The organism is Mesocryomonas lacus (genome assembly GCF_055730105.2).
This window is the reverse complement of sequence record NZ_JBUZWF020000003.1, coordinates 866,073-883,763: the sequence shown is the minus strand read 5'-3', so window position 1 is coordinate 883,763 and position 17,691 is coordinate 866,073. Positions and strand designations below refer to the sequence as shown.

Below are 17,691 nucleotides of genomic sequence, written 5' to 3'. Positions count from 1 at the left end.
CTTCCGCCGCCGACGCTCGCATGTCCGGCCCATGCGTGTTTCAGAAGCTGAAATCCTCGTCATCCCCGGCTACCGCGGCTCGTCGGCGGAACATTGGCAGACCCGCTGGGAAGGCCGCCTGTCCACGGCGCGCCGCGTTCACCAGCGCGAATGGACGAAGCCGGTGCGCGAAGAATGGGTCGAGGCCGTCGCAGCGGCGGTCAACGAAAGCACCCGGCCGGTGGTGCTGGTCGCCCATTCGCTCGGCGTTGCGGCCGCAGTTCTGGCCATTCCGAAATTCCAGCACCGTGTCGCAGGCGCCTTCTTCGTGGCACCGCCGGAGGTTACCAATCCCGGTCTGCGCCCGAAGCATCTGATGACCTTCGGCCCCTACCCCCGCGATCCGTTGCCGTTCCCCTCGATCCTGGTGGCAAGCCGCAACGATCCCTTTTCGTCCGTCGCGGCGGCGGAGGATATTGCGGATGCCTGGGGTTCGATGTTCGTCGACGCCGGCGAGTCCGGCCACCTCAATCAGGACAGCGGACATGGGCCCTGGCCGGAGGGCTTGCTGACCTTCGGCAAGTTCATCTCGAAGCTGCCGCTCGAGCCCACACCCATGCCGGCGATCCCCGGCGAGGATTGAGGGCTCAGGCTCTGACCGCGGCGACCAGCGCCTCGGCCGCGGCCTTCAGCAGATTGATGTCGTTGGAAATCGTGGCGAGGCAGTAGCCATAGCCGCGGTAGCGGCGGGCGTCTTCGGCGCTGGCGCAATAAATGCCGGCAAACTTGCCGGCAGCTTTGGCGGCGACGGCGACCTTCTGGATCGCGGCCTCGGCGACCGGTCCGTTCGGATCCCAGGTGCCGGTTTCCGATAGGGCAATCGAAAGGTCGGACGGACCGACGAACACGCCGTCCAATCCTTGAAGCGCCAGGATGGCTTCGAGATTGTCCATCGCCGCCGCCGTTTCGATCATCGCAAAGGCCAGCGTCTCGCGATTGGCTTCGGACGTATAGGCCGTCCGGTCGCCGTAGCCCGCGGCCTTCGCGTAACCATGGAGTTCCACCGCCCGCGTCGGCCCGAAAGACCTGCTGCCGAGCGGCGCGTATTTCACGGCGTCGACAAAGCCTTGCGCGTCAGAAACGCTCTCGATCATCGGCATGATGACGGCGGAAGCGCCAAAATCGAGCGCCCGCGCCGCGTTGGCTCGGTCCTCGATCGGCAGGCGCACCAGCGATGGCTTGCCGATCATGCCCGCCCGCCCGATCGCCGCCGCCATGCTCGCCACGTCATGCAGCCCATGTTGCATGTCGAGGCAGATCGCATCGAAGGGCGCCCGCAGCAGAGCTTCATGCACCATGGGATCGGTTAGCGACGACCAGGAAGAGAGGACGAAGCTGTCTCCTTCCAAAGCCTTGCGAAGTGCGGGAAGAGCCATGCTATCGGATGCTTTCGCGGTGACGGAACGCGGGAAAGTGCCTACCGGCGGATACTGGCAGCTGGTCGGTGGAGCAGGTTACTCCGCGCGGACCTGCTTCTCCGCCTCGATCAGCAGTTCCGCCATGGTACGGCGAATGCGGTGTTCCGACTGGTCGATCCCGGCCGCATCGAAATCCCGGCGGATCTTCTCGTACACATCGTCGTCGCCCGGCTTCTCGAAGTCGGACTTTACGACTTCCTGCGCATACAGCTTGGCTTCGTCTTCCGATTTGCCGAGCTTCTCGGCCGCCCAGAGGCCCAACAGACGATTGCGCCGCGCTTCGATTCGAAACCGCAGCTCTTGATCATGGGCGTAGCGCCCCTCGAAGTCCGTTTCGCGGCCTGTCATCGACATCGACTTCTTCCTCCACAAGCAATTGCAACGCCCGCTTGGACGATGGCCATCTCTGACATAGGCGGTTGCCGAGGATATTTGAAGCCGGAACGGCCTTGAATCGGGCCGTGCCGCATCTTGTTTCGGACATCTGGTTCACCAATTGTCGAGGGGATAATCCCCTTGACACGGGCCGCCATTGTCTGGACCCCCACTTTGGTCTATTCACGCGCTCAAACGTCACGCTTCGCGTCGCTTCCCGAGGACGCACCCTCATGCACGATAGAGCACCCCTATGACACGTCGCCGCCGTATCTACGAAGGCAAGGGCAAGATCCTTTACGAAGGCCCGGAGCCAGGCACGCTCGTGCAGTTCTTTAAGGACGATGCGACCGCCTTCAATGCCAAGAAGCACGAGATTGTCGACGGCAAGGGTGTCCTCAACAACCGGATCTCGGAGTACATTTTCACCCATCTGAACAAGATGGGCATTCCGACGCACTTCATTAAGCGGCTCAACATGCGCGAGCAGCTGATCAAGGAAGTCGAGATCATTCCGCTCGAGGTCGTGGTGCGCAACATCGCGGCGGGCTCGCTCGCCAAGCGCCTCGGCATCGAGGAGGGCACCGTGCTGCCGCGCTCGATCATCGAGTTCTACTACAAGGCCGACGCGCTCGACGATCCGATGGTCTCGGAAGAGCACATCACCGCTTTCGGCTGGGCAAGCCCGCAGGAAATCGACGACATCATGGCGCTCGCCATCCGCGTCAACGACTTCCTCTCCGGCCTTTTCCTCGGCGTCGGCATCCAGCTCGTCGACTTCAAGATCGAGACCGGCCGCCTCTATGAGGGCGACATGATGCGCATCATCGTCGCCGACGAGATCTCGCCGGACAGCTGCCGCCTCTGGGACGTGCAGACCAACGAGAAGATGGACAAGGACCGGTTCCGCCGCGACATGGGCGGCCTGGTCGAGGCCTATCAGGAAGTCGCCCGTCGTCTCGGCATCATGAACGAGAACGAGCCGCCCCGCCCCTCCGGGCCGGTGCTGGTAAAGTAAGACGGCGGCGCGGCAAGGCCGCGCCGCAGCCGGCATCGGCACTCAAACTCGTCTATTCCCGCGACAGGCTGATCCAGTAGGCAAGTCCGTCGCGGACAGGCTGATACATTGATCGAATCCTCAACGAACAGGCAGGCACAGTGATCAAGGCGCGTATCGTCGTTACCCTCAAGAACGGCGTCCTCGACCCGCAAGGCAAGGCCATCGAGGGCGCTCTCGGCAGCCTCGGCTTCGGCGGCGTTGGTGCCGTCCGCCAGGGCAAAGTCTTCGACGTCGTGCTCGACGGCGACGACCGCGCCGCCGCGGAGGCTCAGCTAAAGGACATGTGCGCCAAGCTTCTGGCCAATACCGTTATCGAGAATTATACTGTGGAGATCGCGTAAAGGTTGTGCCGGAGGGTGCCATGGCCGATGTCACGAATGAACTGATGTTCGAGCTGATGAAGCGCATGCATGAGGACATTGGCGGGCTGAGGCTCGACGTCGTTGGCCTGAAACCTGAGATCAATTCGATCCGCGGCCATATCGCCTCCGTCAACAACGACGTTCATAACATTTACGGCGTTCTGGCACGCTACGAGACGCGGCTGGACCGGATCGATCGCCGTATCGACCTGCGCGAGTTGGCCGAGCCATCGAGGTCATACGACCCGCACCTGTGAGCACCGCGCTCGGCCTCCTGCCCAGCGGCACCGTCCTCGACGAGGGTGATGCCGCTGTTTCCATTTCCGGGCTCTTACGGCCCGTCCAAACTCTCCTTCCGGACCATGCCGGCCCGGCCATGCTCTCCAATGGTTGCCGTCGCCCATGAAAACTGCCGTCGTCCTTCTCCCCGGCCTAAACCGCGACCGCGACATGATCGCCGCGCTGACGACGATCACCGGCACGCCGCCGCTGACCGTCTGGCAGACCGACACCGAGGTTCCCGACGTAGACCTGATCGTCGTGCCCGGCGGCTTCTCCTTCGGCGACTATCTGCGCTGCGGCGCCATCGCCGCGCGATCGCCGGTGATGCGCGCCGTCGCCGACAAGGCGGCCCAGGGCGTCTCGGTGCTCGGCGTCTGCAACGGCTTCCAGATCCTCTGCGAGGCTGGCCTCCTCCCGGGCGCGCTGATGCGCAATACGACGCTGCGCTTCGTCTGCCGCGAGGTGAAGCTCGAGGTCGTCAACGCCGCGACCCGCTTCACCACCGCCTACACCCCCGGCCAGATCATCCGCTGCCCCGTCGCCCACCACGACGGCAACTATTTCGCCGATGACGAAACCCTCGACCGGCTGCATGGCGAGGACCGCGTCGTCTTCCGCTATGCCGAGGGCACGAACCCGAACGGCGCGACGCGCGACATCGCCGGTATCGTCAACGAAGCCGGCAACGTGCTCGGCCTGATGCCGCATCCCGAAAACCTGATCGAGCCCGAGCACGGCGGCACCGATGGCCGCGGCATCTTCGAGAGCGCCCTCGGCCTCGTGCGGGGCCTTGCCGCATGAGCGTGAAGCTGTTCCGAAATCTCCTCGTCATGGGCTTTGCCACCGGCATCGTCGCCCTGTCCGCCTGCAGCACCCCGGCCCCGCCGGTGAGAACCACTCAGCCGGCGGCGAAGGCCGAGTCGGGTCTCGACCGCATGGAGCGCGTGACGCTCGCGGCCAACCGCTGCTGGTTCAAGTCGAACGATCCGGCCTTCGCGCGCTACAGTCTCGCGCCCGAGCTCTCCTCCTTCTCCGGCAAGCCGCGCTTCCTCCTGGTGCCCAAGGGCCGCCCCGAAGCCAAGCCGCTGCTCGTCGTCGAGGCGCAACCCGGCTCGCGGGCGCTCTCGACCTATGGCCCGCTGATGGGCACCGGCATTGCTGGCCGTGTCGACGCTGACATTCGCCGCTGGAATGCGGGCGGGCGCGCCTGCGATGCGTAGTGGCGCCCTGCGCCGCCGTCCGGCGGTCGCCGCGGCGCTGGCCCTCTCCGCAGCGCTATCCGGCTGCGTATACGCCACCGCCGACGTCAGGACCTTCTCGATCGAGCCGCTCGAGGTCGCCGAAGCGTCGGAGGATCTGCGGCCGACGCCGACCGAGGCGGCCTATGCTAGGGATACCGCCCGGATCGTCTTCAAGCGCCGTGACGGCGAGCGCAGCACGCGCTTCGTCTCGGCTGATCCGCGCGAGGGTTACGCCCTCTGCCTTCGCGCCAACAGGCAGTACGCGCTGCTTGTCTTCCAGCGCCGTGTCTTTGCCGCCGCGATCTCGCAGGCCGAGGACGATGCTTCGATCCTGCGGTCGGCGGCTGATACCGCCGTCTGCCGCGGCGTTGCCGATTGGACGCGGGTCTGACGCGCCGGCTGGCGCCACCCGAGCTGAAACGGGCGGGTCATCCCGTCCAACACCCCTGACGCCCCGGCGCACGGAGACTGCCATGACCGAGATCACCATCACGCCCGAGATCGTCGCCGCGCACGGGCTGAAGCCGGACGAGTACCAGCGCATCCTCGATCTCATCGGCCGCGTGCCGCTGATCACTGAGCTCGGCATCTTCTCGGCGATGTGGAACGAGCACTGCTCCTACAAGTCCTCCAAGCGCTGGCTGAAAACCTTGCCGACCAAGGGCGTTCGGGTCATCCAGGGCCCCGGCGAGAACGCCGGCGTCGTCGATATCGGCGATGGCGACTGCGTCGTCTTCAAGATGGAGAGCCACAACCACCCGTCCTATATCGAGCCCTATCAGGGCGCGGCGACGGGTATCGGCGGCATCCTGCGCGACGTCTTCACCATGGGCGCCCGGCCGATCGCTGCGATGAACGCGCTGCGCTTCGGCGCGCCCGACCATCCGAAGACCCGCCATCTTGTCGCCGGCGTCGTCGCCGGCATCGGCGGCTACGGCAATGCCTTCGGCGTGCCGACCGTCGGCGGCGAGGTCAACTTCCACCCTCGCTACAACGGCAACTGCCTGGTCAACGCGTTCGCCGCGGGCCTAGCGAAGACCGACGCGATCTTCCTGTCGGAAGCCAAGGGCGTGGGCCTTCCCGTCGTCTACCTCGGCGCCAAGACCGGCCGCGACGGCGTCGGCGGCGCCACCATGGCCTCGGCCGAGTTCGACGCGGACATCGAGGAGAAGCGCCCGACCGTGCAGGTCGGCGACCCCTTCACCGAGAAGTGCCTGCTGGAGGCCTGCCTCGAGCTGATGAAGACCGGCGCGGTCATCGCCATCCAGGACATGGGCGCCGCCGGCCTCACCTGCTCGGCGGTCGAGATGGGCGCCAAGGGCGGCCTCGGCATCGAGCTCGACCTCAATAAAGTCCCGGTGCGCGAGACGCACATGACGCCGTACGAGATGATGCTGTCGGAGAGCCAGGAGCGCATGCTCATGGTGCTGGAGCCGTCCAAGCAAGCGGTCGCCGAGGCGATCTTCGTCAAATGGGGCCTCGACTTCGCCGTCGTCGGCATCACCACGGACGATTTGCGTTTCCGCGTCCTGTTCCAGGGGCAGGAGGTCGCGAACCTGCCGATCCGCGAGCTCGGCGACGAGGCGCCGGAATATGATCGCCCGTGGATCGAGCCGGTTCCGCCGAAGACGGTGCATGCGGCCGACCTCGCCGAGCACGAACGCTATGACGCGATCCTCCTGAAGCTGATGGGCTCGCCGGACATCGCTTCACGGCGCTGGGTGTTCGAGCAGTACGACACGCTGATCCAGGGCAACTCCCTGCAGCGCCCCGGCGGCGACGCTGGCGTCGTGCGCGTCGACGGCCACGCCACCAAGGCGCTCGCCTTCACCAGCGACGTGACGCCGCGCTATTGCGAGGCCGACCCCTTCCAGGGCGGCATGCAGGCGGTCGCCGAATGCTGGCGCAACCTCACCGCCGTCGGCGCCGAGCCGCTGGCTGCCACCGACAACCTCAACTTCGGCAATCCGGAGAAGCCCGAGATCATGGGCCAGCTGGTGCGCGCCATCCAGGGCATCGGCGCCGCCTGCGAGGCGCTGGGCTTCCCGATCGTCTCCGGCAACGTCTCGCTCTACAACGAGACGCAAGGCCAGGGCATCCTGCCGACCCCGACCATCGGCGGCGTCGGCCTGATCGACGACCGCTCGAAGACCGCCCGCGTCGGCGGCATGGTCGAGGGCGACACGCTGTTCCTCGTCGGCGTTCCCGGCGCGCATCTCGGCGCCTCGATCTACCTCCGCGAGATCGAGGGCCGCGAGGACGGCGCGCCGCCGCCGGTCGACCTTGCCGAGGAGAAGCGCAATGGCGACTTCGTTCGCGGCCTCATCCGCAACGGCCGCGTCGTCGCTTGCCACGACGTGTCGGATGGCGGTCTCGCGGTGACGCTGGCGGAAATGTGCATCGCGGCCAACCTCGGCGCGACCATCGACCTCGGTGCCGGTGCAGGACATGCGCTGCTGTTTGGTGAGGACCAGGCGCGCTACGTGGTCGCGCTCTCCGACGCTGCGGCGGTGACCCTGGCGGACGATGCGGCAACGGCAGGCGTCACCTTGCAGCGGCTCGGCATTGTCGGCGGCGACGCGCTGACGATCGAGGCCCGGCTTCAGGTTCCCGTCGCCGACCTGACCATCGCACACGAAACGTGGTTCCCCGACTACATGTCCGGCAGCCTGCCGCTGGCGGAAGCCGCCGAGTAGGGGCAAAGAGGCGCCGCTCGTTCGATTGAACACACCGGGGGAAGCGCCTATCCTCCCCCGACAAGGGCTGCCCGGCGGCCACAGCACAGGAGAAGCGCCTGATGGCGATGAACGCCCATGACATCGAAAAGATGATCAAGGACGGTATCCCCGATGCCGAGGTCACCATCCGCGACCTCGCGGGCGACGGCGATCACTACGCGGCGGAGGTCGTGGCCGAGAGCTTTCGCGGCAAGTCGCGCGTCCAGCAGCACCAGATGGTCTACCAGGCGCTGCAAGGCAACATGGGCGGAATCCTCCACGCTCTCGCCCTTCAAACCAGCGCGCCGAAGTAATATGTTGAGGGTATGAGCGGCCCCGACGAGTCCCGTCCCGACAATGTTGCAAGCCACACGCTGGAACTGCTTCGTCGCGTCGACAGGCGGCTCGTCGAATTGGACACACGTTTTGTCCAGATCGTTGATATCCTGTCGCGGCAGCAGACGCGGCTTGAACGGATCGAACGCGATGTCGGCGAGATCAAGTTCGACATGGCGATCATGGAAAACAATATTCTGAACCGAATGACCGACGGCTTGTTCGCATCGAGCAGGATCGGCGACATCGACGATCGTCTTACGGCGCTGGAACAGGCGTCGCGCAACGATCCGTCATCCCATTAAAAAGGACCTGACATGACCGGCATCAACGACTGGATCGACAACGAGGTGAAGACCAACGACATCGTCGTCTTCATGAAGGGCACGCCCGCCTTCCCGCAGTGCGGCTTCTCCGGACAGGTGGTCCAGATCCTCGACTACATGGGCGTCACCTATAAGGGCGTGAACGTTCTTGACTCGGCCGAATTGCGCCAGGGCATCAAGGATTACGGACAGTGGCCGACCATCCCGCAGGTCTACGTCAAAGGCGAGTTCGTCGGCGGCTCGGACATCCTGCGCGAGATGTTCCAGGCTGGCGAGCTGAAGGATTTCTTCGCCGAGAAGGGCGTCTCGACCACGGTGCCGTCCCCCGCCACGGCCTGATTTCAGACAGCTACCCCGTTCGACTGGAAAGCCCGCTCTCCGAGCGGGCTTTCGCCATTTTGGGCAGGTTTATCGAGGGGCATCGGCGCTCGTTGGGTCGACGCGTGTGACCCGCGGTCAGCCAGACACCCTCCGTTACTAAGATCAGCTTGCAAATATCCATAGCGGCGGTATCTAAATTGCATCCGCCGGAAAGGATCTGACATGCCGAACGCGCCGAGCCGCAGTGCTGCGCTGGGGCTTCCCTATTGGGAGCTCGTCACCATGGTCGCCGCGATGATGGCGCTGAATGCCGCCGCGATCGACATCTTCATCCCCGCGCTGCAGCAGATCGGCAGCGCGCTCGATGTCGCGACCGGCAACCAGCGCCAGTTCGTGATCACCGCCTACGTCATTGGCTTCGGCACCGCGCAGATCGTCTACGGCACCCTGTCCGATCGGTTCGGACGCCGCCCGGTGCTGTTCTTCGGCCTCGCCGTCTACATCCTCGCCTCGTTCACCGCGATCTTCTCGCCAAGCTTCGGCGCACTCCTCGCCTTGCGGGCGCTCCAGGGTGTCGGTGCAGCGGCGACGCGGGTCATCGCGGTCTCGATCGTCCGCGACTGTTTCGGCGGCGCGCGCATGGCGAGCGTGATGTCGATGGTGATGATGGTGTTCATGGCCGTGCCGGTCGTTGCGCCGAACATCGGCCAGCTCATCATGAACTTCGGCAGCTGGCAGGAGATCTTTCTCGTCACCGGTGTCTTCGGCACCATCGTGCTTGTCTGGACGGCCTTCCGGCTGCCCGAGACACTGCATCCAGAGGACCGCCTGCCGCTGACCCTTCAGCGCACCGCCGGGGCCTTCCGCATCGTCCTCACCAACCGCCGGTCCTTCGGCTACACGTTGGCGACGGCGCTGATCTTCGGCGTGCTCTTCGGCTTCATCAACCAGGCTGAGCAGGTCTATACCGGCATCTACCACCTCGGCCCATCGTTCACGCTCTACTTTTCAATGGTCGCCATCTTCATGGCCTTAGCGTCTTTCACCAATTCCCGGCTGGTCGAGCGTTTTGGCATGCGGCGCCTGTCGCACGGCGCCCTGGTGATCTTCACCGTCCTCAGCATCGGCCAGCTGGTTCTCTCCACCGCCCTCGGCGGCGCCATGCCTTTCGGGCTCTTCCTGCCGATGATGACGCTGACATTCTGCATGTTCGGCTTCATCGGCAGCAACTTCAACGCCCTCGCGCTTGACCCGCTGGGTCACGTCGCAGGTACCGCGTCATCGGTGCTCGGCTTCATGCAGACGCTGGGCGGCGGCTTGCTCGGGGCCTTGATCGGCTATTGCTACAACGGCACGCTGATGCCGCTCTACGCCGGTTTCACCATCCTGTCGCTCGGCTCGATCGCCTGCGTCCTCTACGCCGAGCGCGGGCGCCTGTTCGATCGCCCGCGCGAGGCGCACAGCCAGGTCGGCGAAGCCGCCGGACAGACGCCGGCGGAATAGCTCAGCGGTGCGCGAGCTCGGGATAGACCGTATCGCGCAACGCCAGCCAGCTGTCGGGATCGGTGGCGCAGAGCAGGCCGCCATCCACGTGCTGCGGCTGGTAAGGCGAGCCGTCGAGCCGACGGACATGGCCGCCGGCCTCCTCGGTGATCAGCGCTCCTGCGAGGTGATCCCACGGCATCAGCTTGTGGTAGAGCGCGAAGTGCAGGTGTCCCGTCCCGACCAGCCGGTACTCATGTCCGGCGCAGCGGAAGTTGCCGACGACCTTTACCTCGGCCAGCCGGGAGAGCAGCTCCCGGCGCTCCGCTAGCGGCAGCGACGAACCCGACGCCATCCCGACCATGTCCGCCACCGGAACCGCCGCCGCTATGGTCTGGCGGATCGCCTCGCCATCAGGGCGCTTGAGGAAGGTCCCAGCCCCCTTCTCCGCCATGACAAAATCGTCGCCGAGCGGATCGTAGATGATCCCCGCGACAGTCTCACCCTTCGAAACCACGGCCGCCATGACGGCGAACAGCGGGGCGCCCGAGGCGAAATTGGCAGTGCCGTCGATGGGATCGACGACGATCGAGAGGTCGGCTGTTCCGACGCTCGCCAGCTTACCCTCGTCCGCCGCGACACCTTCCTCGCCGACGAAGTTCGCCTGCGGCCAAAGCCGCTTGCATTCCGCCGCGATGAATCGCTCGGCGGCCTCGTCCGCCTCGGTGACGAGGTCGATGGCCGAGGTCTTCTGCCGGATGTCGCCGCTGCCGAGCCGGCGGAAGCGTGGCATGACCTCGGCACTCGCTGCGTTGCGGAGCACGGTGGCGAGCTGGTCGATGTCGATGGGGCTCAAGGCGTCAATCCTGCTGCTGGAGCGTGTTTCGGGCGGAAGCGAATCGCCTCCCGCGCTGGGAAGATCCTACCCGCTGCGGATGTCAGTCCGATGCGCCGGCCATCGGGCGGGTATCGCCGAGACCGGCGAAGTCGAAGAGCTTGGGGTCGAGCAGATGGCTCGGCGCGACATTCGACAGCGCCCGCAGGATCGTGTCCTTGCGGCCGGGGAAGCGCTGCTCCATTTCGGCCAGCATTGCCTTGGTGGCGTTGCGCTGCAGCCCGTCCTGGCTGCCGCAGAGGTCGCATGGGATGATCGGGAAGCCGAGCGCCGCGGTGAACTTGCCGATGTCGTCCTCGGCCGAACGGATCAGCGGGCGCAGCACGGTGATGTCGCCCTCGTCGTTCAGGAGTTTTGCCGGCATCGCCGACATCCGCCCGCCGTGAAAGAGGTTGAGGAAGAAGGTCTCGAGGCAGTCCTCGCGGTGATGTCCGAGCACCAGCGCTTCGCAGCCCTCCTCCCGCGCGATGCGGTAGAGATGGCCGCGCCGAAGACGCGAGCAGAGCGCGCAATAGGTCGCGCCCGCCGGCACCTTCTCCTTCACCACCGAATAGGTATCGCGGTACTCGATCCGGTGCGGAATGCCGTGCGCGGTGAGGAAGTCCGGCAGCACGTGCTTCGGGAAGTTCGGCTGGCCCTGGTCGAGGTTGCAGGCGAGCAGGTCGACCGGCAGCAGACCCCGCCATTTGAGGTCGGAGAGCAGCGCCAGCAACGCATAAGAATCCTTGCCGCCTGAGATGCCGACCAGCCAGCGGGCGCCCGGCCGCACCATGCCGGCGGTCTCGATCGTCTCCCTGACTTCGCGCAGCAGCCGCTTGCGCAGCTTCTTGAACCCGACCGAATCGGGCGCCGCGCGCAGCAGCGGATGCGCGCCGTCACCGGTCACCTCCTCCGGTGCTGCGATGGTCTCAGGCTGAAAGTCGTCGAGCATAGCGGGCTCCTCTGGTGGGCCGAGGCTTACAGGACGGCGGGGTGAAAGACAAAATCAGGGCGGTTCGACCGCCGTCCCGCCAACGAAAAAGGCCGCCCCGGGGGACGGCCTTTTCCAGAAATCGCCGAGGCGAAAATCTTAACGCGAGTAGAATTCGACGACGAGGTTCGGTTCCATCTGCACGGCGTAGGGAACGTCGGCGAGGCCCGGGACGCGCTGGTAGGTCGCGACCATCTTCTGGTGATCGGCCTCGATGTAGTCGGGAACGTCACGCTCGGCGAGCTGCGTCGCCTCGAGGACGATCGCCAGCTGCTTCGACTTCGGACGGATCTCGATCACGTCGCCGGCCTTGCAGAGGTACGAACCGATGTTGGTGCGCACGCCGTTGACGTTGATGTGGCCGTGGTTGACGAACTGACGGGCCGCGAACACGGTCGCCACGAACTTCGAACGGTAGACGACGGCGTCGAGACGGCTCTCGAGCAGGCCGATCAGGTTCTCCGAGGTATCACCCTTGCGGCGGGCGGCTTCCTCGTAGGTCTTGCGGAACTGCTTCTCGGAGACGTCGCCGTAATAGCCCTTGAGCTTCTGCTTGGCGCGCAGCTGCACGCCGAAGTCGGAGACCTTGCCCTTGCGGCGCTGGCCATGCTGGCCCGGGCCGTACTGGCGACGGTTGACCGGGGACTTCGGGCGTCCCCAGATGTTCTCGCCCATGCGGCGATCGATTTTGTACTTGGATTCGGCGCGCTTTGTCATCGCATTTCCTTCAAACGAAAAACCCGGGCGGACCATCCGACCGGGCGAGGAAACGCGCCCTCCTCTGCCCGCCGACGGCGGACTGACAGAACTGCCCTCGCAGCGAAGCGGGACGGTTCACGGGACACGTTAAAAACCGATCGCGCCAGAGGCGCGACCGGTTGGGCACTGGGTAGTCAGATGAAGGAAATAAGTCAAGCCGAGGCGGCGATTCAGTATTTGCCGATGACGTAGAGCGCGTGGATCACGCCCGGCAGCCAGCCGCACAGCGTCAGCAGACAGTTGATCCAGAAATGCTTGCCGAGACCGACCTGGGTGAACACCGCGACCGGCGGCAGGAAGATCGCGATGATGATGCGAATGATATCCATGGAGAGTGTGTCCCGGTTTCTCGATGCAGCCCGAACGTTTGCGCAGCGCACACGTTCCGGACCCTGCGCCGTCGCAAACGCCACCATCCCGGCGGCAAGACCGCCAAAAGCCGCCTGTTTCGCTAAAGCGCCAGTCCAAAACCGTGGATCAGCCGCGTGGTCAGGTAGTCCGGAGGGCCGGCGGTGAAGATCGCCCGGTCGAACCCGTCGGGCAGCGCCGACACCGACGCCGGCAGCAGCTTCAACGCCTGGCGGGCGATCGCCTCGGCGGGATCCAGCCAGTCCACCGGCCACGGCGCCAGCTTGCGAAAGACGTTGGCGAGAAACGGGTAGTGCGTGCAGGCGAGCACCACGATATCCGTCCGCTTTCCCTCGCTCTCGAAGAAGCAAGCCTCGATCTCGCCCCTTACCGCTTCGGCCGCCAGGCTGGCGCCCCGCAGATGCGCTTCCGCCATGGCGGCGAGGTTCTTCGAGCCGACCAGGCGGACATGGCACTGCTGGGCGAACTGCGAGATCAGCCCGCGGGTATAGTCGCGCTTCACGGTGCCGGGTGTCGCCAGCACGCTGACGAGCCCCGACCGTGTACGCTCGGCCGCCGGCTTGATCGCCGGCACCGTGCCGACGAACGGGATCTGGAAGCGCGCGCGAAGCGCCGGCAGGACCAGCGTCGAGGCCGTGTTGCAGGCGATCACCGCGAGCTCGGGATCGTGCGCCTCGATTAGCACGGCGAAGAGATCGGAGATCCGCTGGATCAGCGCCTCCTCTTCCCAGTCGCCATAGGGGAAGCCCGCATCGTCTGCGACGTAGACGAAGGAGCGATCGGGCATCACCGTGCGCAGTTCGCGCAGCACCGTCAGTCCGCCAATGCCGCTGTCGAACACCAGCACCGGCCGCTGCTTTAGCGCCTTCACCCGCTCCAGCACCTCGGCGAACTGGTCGCTCATCGCGCCCCCTTGGCCATGCGGCGCTCGATATGGCGCAGCATGCCCCGCAGCGTCCGCACTTCCTGCTCGCTGAAACTCGCGCGGGTGAGGATGGTGCGGACCTTCTGCGACATCGCCGCCCGCTTCTCCTCGGGATGGAAGTAGTTGGCCTGGTCGAGCGTCGCCTCGAGATGGCCGAGGAAACGGAAGAGATCCTCCTTCTCGGCCGGCGCGACCTCGGGGGCGGTGAAACGCGGCCCCTCGACCAGCGCCTGACCCGGCGCTGTCTGGCCCGAACGCATCCACTCATAACTCATCAGCAGAACCGCCTGGGCGATGTTCAGCGAGGCGAAGGCCGGGTCGACCGGGAAGGTGACGATCTCGTCGGCCATGCCGACTTCCTCATTGTTCAGCCCGAAACGCTCGCGACCGAACAGGATCCCTGCCCGCTGGCCGGAAGAGATGCGGGCGCGCAGTTCCTGTCCCGCCGAATCCGGACCGCGCACCGGCTTGAAGCTGTCGCGAGGCCGGGCCGTGGTGGCGAAGAGATAGGTGAGATCGGCCACGGCCGCTTCGACGGTCTCGTACACCCGCGCGGCCTCGATCACGTGCACCGCGCCGGAGGCCGCCGCGCTCGCGCGCTCGTTCGGCCAGCCGTCGCGCGGCGCGACGAGACGCAGGTCGCGCAGGCCGAAATTCGCCATCGCCCGCGCCACCATGCCGATGTTCTCGCCGAGCTGCGGCTCGACCAGCACGATCGCCGGCGATGCTGCCAGTTCCTCGCCGGCAGCCATCAGCCGTTCCCTGCGGTTTGTTCCTGCCACGTGTCTCTCCTGTGTCGCCCGCTGATACCCCGCCGTGCACCGCCGGCCAAGGGGAGCGCGAACAGATGCTTGGAGACATCGGCGGATTCGCCATGGCAGCGCGGTGATTCAGAGCGTGAAGCCGTCGACCGCCTCGAAGGCCTCCCGCCGAACGCCCTCGGGATCGGCTTCCACCCGGTCGGCCGTGTCGAAGATCTTCGTCTCCCGGCGCTCCACCGTATAGGCCGGCCATTCGGCGCCCGGCGCGCCATCCCGGACGAAAGCCAGCCAGCGGTCGCGCATCCGTTCCGCCAGCGCGTAGCGGCGGTGATCCGGGAGCATGCCGAGATAGATCCAGCGAAACGGCTTCAGGAAATCCTCGAACAGCAGCGGCAAGTCGACCGAATGGGTTGCGCCGAGCTTCGACAAAAGGCCCTTCGCCCGCCAGTCCAGCCGGTAGGCGAAGGTCGGCGCCCGAGCCGCCTGAGCCTCTGCAAGGTGCACCGAGGGAATGCGGAACATGATGTCGGTGCCGAAGGCGATGCGCCCGTCCCGCGTGTCGGGATAGAGCGCCTTGACGATATCGGCACGCTCCCGCCCGGCATCCACCGCCACTGCGGCGGCCAGCGCCGCATGGTCCGCCCGTACCGGAAAAATCGGCAGGTCGGTGAAGAAGGAGAACTCGTCGCGGTTGGTGCCGATCAGCAGCGGCACCGGTTGCATTGCCCCGTAGAGCTCGGACAGCGGCAGAGCCGGCACCAGCGTGCCGTCTACATAGGGCCGCGACAGGATGCCGGAATGGCGCCCGCGCAGCTTCGCCGCCACCGTGCCGAAGGCATCGGGCGGCAGCGACAACAGACGGCCCGGATCGCCTCGGACACCGAGCGCATCAAGAACGTCGTCTGCCACCCTCACCGCCGCCTCGCGGGGATAGAAGAGGTTGAGCCCGCCGGACTGCAGGATGGCGCGGTGGTAGAGCGGCCAGGACGGCCGGTGCACGAGATGGAAGGCCGCCGATACCGCGCCCGCCGATTCGCCGGCGATGGTCACCTGGCTGGGATCGCCGCCGAAAGCCGCGATGTTGTCGCGTACCCATTCCAGCGCCAGAACCTGGTCCTGCAGACCGGCATTGGCGGTGAACCGCTGATCGCCCGCAAACAGCTCGCCGAAAGCGTTGAAGCCGATGAGGCCGAGCCGGTAGTTCAGCGTGACCACCACCACGTCACCGCGCCGCGCCAGCTCGTCGCCCGGATACTGCGCTCCGGCCCCGATGACGAAGCCGCCGCCGTGCAGGAAGACCATCACCGGCCGCTGCCCGGAAGTGCCGGGCGTCCAGACGTTGAGGTTCAGGCAGTCCTCGTCGAACCGGCTGAGGGTCCCGGCGATCCTGGCCAGCGCCTCCGGTAGCATCCGCTTCTGCGGCGCCGCGGGTCCGTAGGCGAGCGCGTCGAGCCGGCCTTCAAAGCGCGCCTTCCGCCGCGGCGCGGCAAACCGTCCGTCCCCGGTCGGCGCCTCGGCATAGGGGACGCCAAGGCACGCAAGCACGCCGCCGGTGCGGCGGCCCCGGATGGCACCGCAAGGCGCCTGGACGGTTTCAAGCATGGCGCTGGCTTCCCCGGATAGGTTTCTCTCTGGCTGGAATGCGGCAGCGTCCCCGACGTTGCGCGATCGCCCCTTGCCAAGCAGCGGGCGCTTTGCCTCGGCGGGTGGCGATGGTATAGGCCGGCCACGCCCGCGAGGGGACTCCCACCCCTCGGACCCGAGACGGCCATGTGGCCCGATCCTGAAACCCAAGGAAATTTTCGATGGCGAAGATCAAGGTAGCCAACCCCGTCGTGGAACTCGACGGCGACGAGATGACCCGGATCATCTGGCAGTTCATCAAGGACAAGCTGATCCACCCCTATCTCGACATTGACCTCGAATATTACGATCTCGGCATCGAGAACCGCGACGCGACCTCCGACCAAGTGACCATCGACGCCGCCCACGCCATCCAGAAGCATGGCGTCGGCGTGAAGTGCGCCACCATCACCCCCGACGAGGAGCGGGTGAAGGAATTCTCGCTGAAGAAGATGTGGAAGTCGCCGAACGGCACCATCCGCAACATTCTCGGCGGCGTCATCTTCCGCGAGCCTATCATCGCCAAGAACGTGCCCCGCCTCGTGCCCGGCTGGACCAAGCCCGTCATCGTCGGCCGCCACGCCTTCGGCGACCAGTACAAGGCAACCGACTTCAAGTTCCCGGGCAAGGGCAAGCTGTCGATCAAGTTCGTCGGCGAGGACGGCCAGACGATCGAGCACGAGGTATTCGACGCGCCGAGCGCCGGCGTCGCGATGGCGATGTACAACCTCGACGATTCCATCCGCGACTTCGCGCGGGCGTCTCTGACCTATGGCCTGCAGCGCGGCTACCCGGTGTACCTGTCGACCAAGAACACCATCCTCAAGGTCTATGACGGCCGCTTCAAGGACATCTTCGAGGAGGTCTACAAGGCCGAGTTCGAGGCGAAGTTCAAGGAAGCCAAGATCACCTACGAGCACCGGCTGATCGACGACATGGTGGCGTCCAACCTCAAATGGTCGGGCGGCTACGTCTGGGCCTGCAAGAACTACGACGGCGACGTGCAATCCGACACCGTGGCCCAGGGCTTCGGCTCGCTCGGCCTGATGACCTCGGTGCTGCTCACCCCGGACGGCATGACCGTCGAGGCCGAGGCGGCGCACGGTACCGTGACCCGCCACTACCGCCAGCACCAGCGCGGCAAGGAAACCTCGACCAACCCGATCGCCTCGATCTTCGCTTGGACCCAAGGCTTGAAGCACCGCGCCAAGCTCGACGACAACGCCGAGCTGAAGCGCTTCTCCGAGACGCTGGAGAAGGTCTGCGTCGACACCGTCGAAAGCGGCTTCATGACCAAGGATCTCGCGCTCCTGATCGGCCCCGACCAGCCGTGGCTGTCGACCACCGGCTTCCTCGACAAGATCGACGCGAACCTCAAGACCGCCATGGCCTGAGGCTTCGTCTTGCCTCACCAGAATGAACAAAGCCCG

Annotated in this window: 22 protein-coding genes; 13 read left to right on the top strand and 9 right to left on the bottom strand. The window is 65.8% G+C overall.

Annotated elements, in window-relative coordinates; translation table 11 throughout:
* The first annotated feature begins 31 nt into the window (after positions 1 to 31).
* Positions 32 to 622: an RBBP9/YdeN family alpha/beta hydrolase gene (locus ACZLZQ_RS13805; protein ID WP_472949833.1), complete on the top strand. Its 591-nt coding sequence runs from the start codon at positions 32 to 34 to the stop codon at positions 620 to 622.
* Positions 623 to 626: 4 nt separating this feature from the next.
* Here the strand turns inward: ACZLZQ_RS13805 and ACZLZQ_RS13800 are convergent, their stop codons facing one another.
* Both ACZLZQ_RS13800 and ACZLZQ_RS13795 read right to left on the bottom strand, forming a co-directional pair.
* Complete coding sequence (locus tag ACZLZQ_RS13800) at positions 627 to 1,415, bottom strand: HpcH/HpaI aldolase family protein (protein WP_472949832.1); 789 nt, start codon at positions 1,413 to 1,415, stop codon at positions 627 to 629.
* A 78-nt stretch (positions 1,416 to 1,493) separates the two neighbouring features.
* A complete protein-coding gene (locus ACZLZQ_RS13795; protein ID WP_472949831.1) occupies positions 1,494 to 1,811 on the bottom strand; it encodes a DUF1476 domain-containing protein in 318 nt (105 codons plus the stop codon).
* Between the two features lie 274 nt (positions 1,812 to 2,085).
* Between ACZLZQ_RS13795 and purC the strand changes: the two genes are divergently transcribed.
* From purC to ACZLZQ_RS13740, 11 genes are all read left to right on the top strand, one after another.
* Positions 2,086 to 2,850, top strand: coding sequence for a phosphoribosylaminoimidazolesuccinocarboxamide synthase (purC, locus tag ACZLZQ_RS13790; RefSeq protein WP_472935048.1), 765 nt, complete (start codon positions 2,086 to 2,088; stop codon positions 2,848 to 2,850).
* Positions 2,851 to 2,990: 140 nt separating this feature from the next.
* The gene (purS, locus tag ACZLZQ_RS13785) at positions 2,991 to 3,233 is read left to right on the top strand and encodes a phosphoribosylformylglycinamidine synthase subunit PurS (RefSeq protein WP_472935047.1); all 243 of its coding nucleotides are present in this window, start codon (positions 2,991 to 2,993) and stop codon (positions 3,231 to 3,233) included.
* A gap of 20 nt (positions 3,234 to 3,253) precedes the next feature.
* Positions 3,254 to 3,511 carry a hypothetical protein gene (locus tag ACZLZQ_RS13780; RefSeq protein ID WP_472949830.1) on the top strand — a complete coding sequence of 86 codons (258 nt, stop codon included), beginning with the start codon at positions 3,254 to 3,256 and terminating at the stop codon, positions 3,509 to 3,511.
* Positions 3,512 to 3,656: 145 nt separating this feature from the next.
* A complete protein-coding gene (purQ, locus tag ACZLZQ_RS13775; protein WP_472949829.1) occupies positions 3,657 to 4,337 on the top strand; it encodes a phosphoribosylformylglycinamidine synthase subunit PurQ in 681 nt (226 codons plus the stop codon).
* Positions 4,334 to 4,756, top strand: coding sequence for a hypothetical protein (locus tag ACZLZQ_RS13770; protein ID WP_472935044.1), 423 nt, complete (start codon positions 4,334 to 4,336; stop codon positions 4,754 to 4,756). The genes purQ and ACZLZQ_RS13770 overlap by 4 nt, the downstream gene beginning before the upstream one ends.
* Positions 4,749 to 5,168, top strand: coding sequence for a hypothetical protein (locus tag ACZLZQ_RS13765; protein WP_472949828.1), 420 nt, complete (start codon positions 4,749 to 4,751; stop codon positions 5,166 to 5,168). The genes ACZLZQ_RS13770 and ACZLZQ_RS13765 overlap by 8 nt, the downstream gene beginning before the upstream one ends.
* 82 nt (positions 5,169 to 5,250) lie before the next feature.
* Positions 5,251 to 7,473: a phosphoribosylformylglycinamidine synthase subunit PurL gene (purL, locus tag ACZLZQ_RS13760; RefSeq protein WP_472949827.1), complete on the top strand. Its 2,223-nt coding sequence runs from the start codon at positions 5,251 to 5,253 to the stop codon at positions 7,471 to 7,473.
* A 101-nt stretch (positions 7,474 to 7,574) separates the two neighbouring features.
* Positions 7,575 to 7,808: a BolA/IbaG family iron-sulfur metabolism protein gene (locus tag ACZLZQ_RS13755; RefSeq protein ID WP_056501737.1), complete on the top strand. Its 234-nt coding sequence runs from the start codon at positions 7,575 to 7,577 to the stop codon at positions 7,806 to 7,808.
* A 12-nt stretch (positions 7,809 to 7,820) separates the two neighbouring features.
* Positions 7,821 to 8,135, top strand: a complete 315-nt coding sequence (locus ACZLZQ_RS13750; protein WP_472949826.1) for a hypothetical protein — start codon at positions 7,821 to 7,823, stop codon at positions 8,133 to 8,135.
* Between the two features lie 12 nt (positions 8,136 to 8,147).
* A complete protein-coding gene (gene grxD / locus ACZLZQ_RS13745) occupies positions 8,148 to 8,495 on the top strand; it encodes a Grx4 family monothiol glutaredoxin (protein WP_472935040.1) in 348 nt (115 codons plus the stop codon).
* Between the two features lie 204 nt (positions 8,496 to 8,699).
* Positions 8,700 to 9,980 (top strand): multidrug effflux MFS transporter, encoded by a 1,281-nt coding sequence (locus ACZLZQ_RS13740; RefSeq protein ID WP_472949824.1) that lies wholly within the window; start codon positions 8,700 to 8,702, stop codon positions 9,978 to 9,980.
* Between the two features lies 1 nt (position 9,981).
* Here the strand turns inward: ACZLZQ_RS13740 and ACZLZQ_RS13735 are convergent, their stop codons facing one another.
* The 7 genes from ACZLZQ_RS13735 to ACZLZQ_RS13705 form a co-directional block, all read right to left on the bottom strand.
* Complete coding sequence (locus tag ACZLZQ_RS13735; RefSeq protein WP_472949823.1) at positions 9,982 to 10,815, bottom strand: inositol monophosphatase family protein; 834 nt, start codon at positions 10,813 to 10,815, stop codon at positions 9,982 to 9,984.
* Positions 10,816 to 10,897: 82 nt separating this feature from the next.
* Positions 10,898 to 11,785 carry a tRNA 2-thiocytidine(32) synthetase TtcA gene (gene ttcA / locus ACZLZQ_RS13730; protein ID WP_472949822.1) on the bottom strand — a complete coding sequence of 296 codons (888 nt, stop codon included), beginning with the start codon at positions 11,783 to 11,785 and terminating at the stop codon, positions 10,898 to 10,900.
* Positions 11,786 to 11,923: 138 nt separating this feature from the next.
* On the bottom strand, positions 11,924 to 12,541 hold the full coding sequence (gene rpsD, locus ACZLZQ_RS13725) for a 30S ribosomal protein S4 (protein ID WP_472935036.1): 618 nt from the start codon (positions 12,539 to 12,541) through the stop codon (positions 11,924 to 11,926).
* Between the two features lie 212 nt (positions 12,542 to 12,753).
* Entirely contained in the window at positions 12,754 to 12,912 is a 159-nt protein-coding gene (locus tag ACZLZQ_RS13720) for a YqaE/Pmp3 family membrane protein (RefSeq protein WP_472935035.1), read from the bottom strand.
* A 122-nt stretch (positions 12,913 to 13,034) separates the two neighbouring features.
* The gene (gene murI / locus ACZLZQ_RS13715) at positions 13,035 to 13,856 is read right to left on the bottom strand and encodes a glutamate racemase (protein WP_472949821.1); all 822 of its coding nucleotides are present in this window, start codon (positions 13,854 to 13,856) and stop codon (positions 13,035 to 13,037) included.
* Positions 13,853 to 14,659, bottom strand: coding sequence for an RNA methyltransferase (locus ACZLZQ_RS13710; RefSeq protein ID WP_472949819.1), 807 nt, complete (start codon positions 14,657 to 14,659; stop codon positions 13,853 to 13,855). The genes murI and ACZLZQ_RS13710 overlap by 4 nt, the downstream gene beginning before the upstream one ends.
* Before the next feature lie 108 nt (positions 14,660 to 14,767).
* Entirely contained in the window at positions 14,768 to 16,240 is a 1,473-nt protein-coding gene (locus tag ACZLZQ_RS13705) for a carboxylesterase/lipase family protein (protein WP_472949818.1), read from the bottom strand.
* A 203-nt stretch (positions 16,241 to 16,443) separates the two neighbouring features.
* Between ACZLZQ_RS13705 and ACZLZQ_RS13700 the strand changes: the two genes are divergently transcribed.
* Positions 16,444 to 17,655 carry an NADP-dependent isocitrate dehydrogenase gene (locus ACZLZQ_RS13700; RefSeq protein ID WP_472949817.1) on the top strand — a complete coding sequence of 404 codons (1,212 nt, stop codon included), beginning with the start codon at positions 16,444 to 16,446 and terminating at the stop codon, positions 17,653 to 17,655.
* Positions 17,656 to 17,691 lie beyond the last annotated feature (36 nt).